This window comes from Streptomyces sp. NPDC107562 (genome assembly GCF_055657325.1).
On sequence record NZ_JBVKBE010000036.1, the window covers coordinates 1 to 5,539 of the forward strand.

The 5,539-nt window shown below is 69.9% G+C and carries 1 protein-coding gene; it reads right to left on the bottom strand.

Features of this window, described 5'->3' with window-relative positions; all coding sequences use genetic code 11:
* The coding region (locus ACZ7LV_RS38900) for a condensation domain-containing protein (protein ID WP_471946082.1) at positions 1 to 5,378 on the bottom strand (5,378 nt) is incomplete at its 3' end.
* Positions 5,379 to 5,539 lie beyond the last annotated feature (161 nt).

Sequence of the window (5,539 nt, forward strand, 5' to 3'; positions counted from 1 at the left end):
AGGAGGTTGTCGGTGAACGCCTCGCTCGCGGTGATGATCGTGGCGCCCTCGGGCAGCACGTCGTCGGCGAGGGTCCCCAGGAGTGAGGGGGTGAGGGCCACGTGGGTGATGCCGTCCGGTATCCGGCCTTCCAGCAGGTCCGTGGGGTCGCCCACGACCACGGTGCCGCCCGAAAGCAGACCCATGGTGAGCTCCCAGATCGATCCGTCGAAGCCCACCGAGAGAGTCTGCAACACCCGGGAGCCCGGACCCGCACCGTACGAGCGCTGCTCCGCGACGAGCCGCCCCATGCCGGCGTGGGTGACCAGCACCCCCTTCGGTATGCCGGTCGAGCCGGAGGTGAAGATCAGATACGCCCCGTTCGCGAGACGTGGCCCGGCCGTTGCCGGCGCGGTCCGGATGTCCGCACCGGCCACGTCGAGTTCGTCGACCCGCAGCTCCGTGGGATCCCCGCAGCCCTCGAAGCGTCCTTGAGCATCGACGAGCGCCAGCAACGGCGCGGCCTGCTCCACCACGAGACGCTTACGCTCCGCCGGATACTCCGGGTCGACCGGCACGTACACGCCGCCCGCCTTCGTCACCGCCAGCAGCGACAAGGCGAGCGCGGCCGAGCGTCGCATCGACACGAGGACCCGCCGCTCGGGCCCGACTCCCGCGGACACCAGCATGGCGGCCAGCTTGTCGGACTGCGCGTCCAGCTCGCCGTACGTCCAGCGGACCGAACCGTCCTCGACCGCGATGGCTGACGGATCGCGGGCCACCTGCGCGCGGAACAGTTCCGGCAGCGTCGCCGAACGCGCGTCGCGCCCCTGCCCCCACTCATCGACGATCCGGGACAACTCACCGTCGGACAGCACTGCCAGGCGGCTCACCGTCAGATCCGGATCGTCCACGACCTGCGTGAGAACCCGCGCCAGGCTGTCGACCAGTCGGGCAGCGGTCGAGGCGGCGAAGAGATCGGCCGCGTACTCGAGAGTGAGTCCCATGCCGCCGGCCCCGCCGTCGACGTCTGTGCGCTGCGCGAAGCCGAACGAAAGGTCGAACTTCGCTGTCTCCGGGTTCGGATCGACCACCTCGGTCTCCAGACCCGCTCCCCAGAACACCGGCAGCCGACCCCCGTCTCCCTCTCCGAGAGTGACCTGGAACAGCGGGTGGCGGGACAGGGAGCGGCTCGGCCGGAGCTCCTCCACCAACCGTTCGAAGGGAAGCTCCTGGTGCTCGAAGGCAGCGAGGTCGGTCTCGCGCACCCGAGCGAGCAGGTCGGCGAAGCTCGGGTCCCCCGAGACATCGGTGCGCAGGACGAGTGTGTTCACGAAGAAGCCCACCAGACCGTGCAGCGCCTCGTCGTCACGCCCCGTGACCACAGTGCCGAGCGGGATGTCCGTCCCCGCGCCGTAGCGGTGCAGCACTCCCGCCAGCGCGGCCTGCACCACCATGAACAGTGTTGCGCCGTGCCGGCGTGCCAGCTCCTGCAGCCGGTGGTGCGTCCGTGCGTCGAGCGGGACGGTGTGCGTTCCTCCCCGGTAGGAGGCGACGGGCGGGCGTGGACGGTCCCGCGGCAGCGTCACCTCTTCCGGCAGGCCGGCCAGTCTCTCGCGCCAGAACCCGAGCAGCCGCTCCAGCTCGCCGTCCTTCCCGGACAAGCGGTCGTGCTGCCAGAGCGTGTAGTCGGCGTACTGGGCCGGCAGTTGCTCGAACTCCGGTGCACGGCCCGCGCACCGGGCCTCGTAGGCCCGTGACAGGTCGTCCGCGAGCGGCTCCATCGACCAGCCGTCGGCGGCGATGTGATGCACCGCCAGGACAAGCACGTGCTCGTCCGTCCCGGTCGCCATCAGCCGTGCGCGCACGGGGAGTTCGGTCTCCAGGTCGAAGGGACGTCCGGACGCCTCGTCCACCAGTGCCCGGGCTCCATCCGCATCGCCGACACACTCCGCGAACTCCAAGCGGACCCGCGTGCGTTCCACCGGCACAACCCGCTGGAGCGGCTCCCCGTCGAGCATCACGAACATCGTGCGCAGGGCCTCGTGGCGTACGACGACATCACGTACGGCCTCTTCGAGTGCCTTCCGGTCGAGTGCGCCCCGCACTCGTGTGACGAGCGCGATGTTGTAGGTGGCGCCAGGCCCCTCCAACCGGTGCAGGAACCACAGTCGCCGCTGGGCGAACGACAACGGCACGGTCGCGGGACGTGGTGTCCGCGCCAAGACAGGCGCCGCCTGTCGTGGGGACCCGCCGTCGAGCCGCGTGACCAGTTGCGCCACGGACGGAGCCTCGAACAGGGCCCGTACCGAGACATCGCAGTGCAGTACCGCGCGGATGCGGTTGATCAGACGTGTGGCGATGAGCGAATGGCCACCGAGAGCGAAGAAGTTGTCGTCGATTCCCACCTCGGGCACCCCCAGTAGCTCGGCGAACAGCCCGCAGAGGATCTCCTCGCGGGGGGAGCGCGGGCCACGTCCGGTGAACCCGGCCGTATCGCCGGGAGTGGGCAGGGCGGCCCGGTCCAGTCGGCCGTCGGCGGTCAGGGGCAGCGCATCCAGCTCCACGAACGCGTCCGGTACGAGATGCTTCGGAAGCTGGCGGACGGCGAGGGCCCGCAGCTTCGACACGCTGAGCGGGGTGTCCGATCCGGCCCGGGCGGCCACATGGGCGACCAGCCGCCGCGCGGCGCCGGAATGGTTCTTCCCCACGACCGCTGCCACTTGGGCGACGCCGGGAAGGAGAGCGAGAACAGCCTCGACCCGGTCCGTGTCGGTGTCCGGACCCTCCAGGTCGACCGTGCCGTCATGGCGTCGCCACGCCGGCTCACCGGTACGGTGCATCCGGGCGCCCGGCGGTCCGAATGGGTCGGGTACGAAGGCTGCCGCCGTCAGGTCGGGACGCCCGGCGTAGTTCAACGCCAGGGACTCACCGGCCACGTACAGCTCGCCCCGCACACCGGCAGGGACCTCCTGGAGCGAGCGGTCCAGAACACGCAACCGAGAGTTGCGGCCGACGAGTTCCAGGAAGCTGCCGCCCTCGTCGTCTCCTCCTGTGGCATGGCGGCCGTATGCGTCGACACCCGACTCCGCCGTCCGGTACAGCGTGTGGACGGCTGCGTCCGGCAACTCGCACAGCCGCTCCCACAGCCACGGAGGCACAGCCTCCCCCCGGAGCACCAGAGTCTCCGGCCGGTACGCGTCCGCTTCGAGGAACCCGTGCCGTACGAGGTCCAGCAGTCTCCCGGAAGTCAGGCAGGCGACGTCGATCCGGTTGTCACGGAGCCGGGACAGCACGGCGGTCGGGTCGGCTGACGTCGCGCCCTCGACGGTGTGCACCTCATGTCCCGCGAGCAGCCACGGCAGGGCGTCGAAGGACGAGGCAAAGCCGAACGGCCCGGTGTGCAGAACCCGCAGCGCCTCGCGGCTGTGCGCGGCGCCGTCCATCAGCCTTTCGCGATCCGCGGCGAACAGCTCGCTGAGAGCGGTCCGGGTGCCCATCACGGGCTGCGGCCCGCCGGGACCTCCGAGGGAAAACACGACGTACGCCGGCGTGGCCGTCGGCACTGCACGACGTACCGCCTCCGGAGCCTGTGCCATTTCGGCTCGCACAGCCGCGCTGTCGAGGAAGATACGGTTCTCGTCGTTGCCCGGGGCCGTGGGGGCGCACGACGATGTGGTCAGCACCCACTCCGGCTCCACGTCGGTCAGCAGCGCCCGGCGATGGGACTCCGGCAACGCCGGGTCCAGCGGCAGGCAGCACCCTCCGGCCGCCAGCACGCCGAGCATCGCCGGAACCATGGACGGGCCCGGCAGGGCGAGGGCGACGACACCCCCGGCAGGCAGGGAGCGCCCGAGCAGCACATGCGCGACACCACTGACCTCCCGCAACAGGTCCGAGTAGGTGTGCTCTGTCCCTTCCGTGACAAGGCCCACCCGCTCCGGCCACGACTGCGCGGCCTCGACGAACAGCTCCGGCACCGAGCGACTCTCCACGGGGCGAGCGGCTTCCTCGCAGTGCGCGAGCGCGGCCTCCCGCTCTTCCGCCAGTGTCACGCGCAGCTCGTGGACCAGGACCGACGGATTCTCGACGACCTGCAACAGCACTACGGTCAGCCGTTCAAGGAGCCACTCCGCGGTCGTCGAGTCAAAGAGATCGGTGGCGTACTCGAGGAGCATCGACAGCTCGACATCCGCCCCAGACACCTCCGACGTGCCCGTCGTGCGGTCCACAAAGGTGAATCCGAGGTCGAACTTGGAGGTGTCGTTCGGTGCGTTCCACCACTCCGTCGCCAGGCCCAGGACGTCGGGATCCTCGGCCTCCTGACGGTGATAGCCCATCATCACCTGGAAGAGAGGGTTGCGTCCGGGCACTCGGGCGGGCTGAAGCGCCTCCACGATCTGCTCGAACGGCAGGTCCTGATGCTCGAATGCGGCGAGATCCGTCTCCCGTACACGGGAGAGGAGATCCTCGAACGTCGGGTTGCCCGAGACGTCGGTACGCAGCACGAGGGTATTGACGAAGAAGCCGACCAGCTCACTGAGCGCGTCGTCGGTACGCCCGGCGATCGGCGTGCCCAGCGGAACGTCCTCCCCGGCTCCCATGCGGTGCAACAGCGAGGCCAGAGCCGCCTGGAGAAGCATGAACATGCTCACGCCCGAGCGCGCGGACAGCGCCCGCAACGCATTCGTGGTCCCGGCGGGCAGCTCGGCGCGCGCCGTACCACCGCGCCCCGTGGGCTGCGCGGGCCGAGGGCGGTCCAGCGGCAGTGGTACCTCGTCCGGCAGATCCCTCAAATACTCATGCCAATAGGTGAGCTGGCGTGCAGCGAGGCTGCTGTCGTCGTCCGGGTCGCCGAGCAGGCGTTGCTGCCAGAGCGCGTAGTCCGCGTACTGTGCGGCCAAGGGAGCCCACCGAGGGGTCTCGCCGGCACGACGCGCGGCGTACGCGGCGTCCAGGTCGCCGAGGAGCGGGCGGTCCGACCACTCGTCGATGGCGATGTGATGAAGGGCCACGGCCAGCACGTGATCAGTCGACGAGAGCCTCAGTACCAGTACCCGGAGCGGCAGTTCGACGCTCAGCTCGAACGGCTGCCGCAACAGGTCCCCGACCCGCGCCTCCCAGTCCGTCTCGGCACACTCCACCACCTCGAAGGGCAGTGACTCGCGGGCTTCGACGCCGTCCATGATCCGCTGGAACGGTCCGGTGTCGGCAACGCCCTCGGCCTCGTACAACAACGTGCGCAGCGCCTCGTGGCGCTCCACTACATCGCCGAACGCGCCGTGGAGTGCTTGGACGTCGAGCTCACCGCGCAGCCTGAGGACCAAGGGGAAGTTGTACGCGATCCCACCTCCGCTGATCCGGTCCACCAGCCACAGTCGCCGCTGGGCCGCAGACACGGGAATGCGCTCCGGGCGGGCGAGAGGAAGCAGGGGAAGACGGGAGACGCCGCTGTGCCGCAGGTGTGGGGCGAGTTGGGCGGGGGTGGGGTTTTGGAAGATGGTTTGGAGGGTGATGGTGGTGTGGAGGGTGGTGTGGATGCGGTTGATGAGGCGGGTGG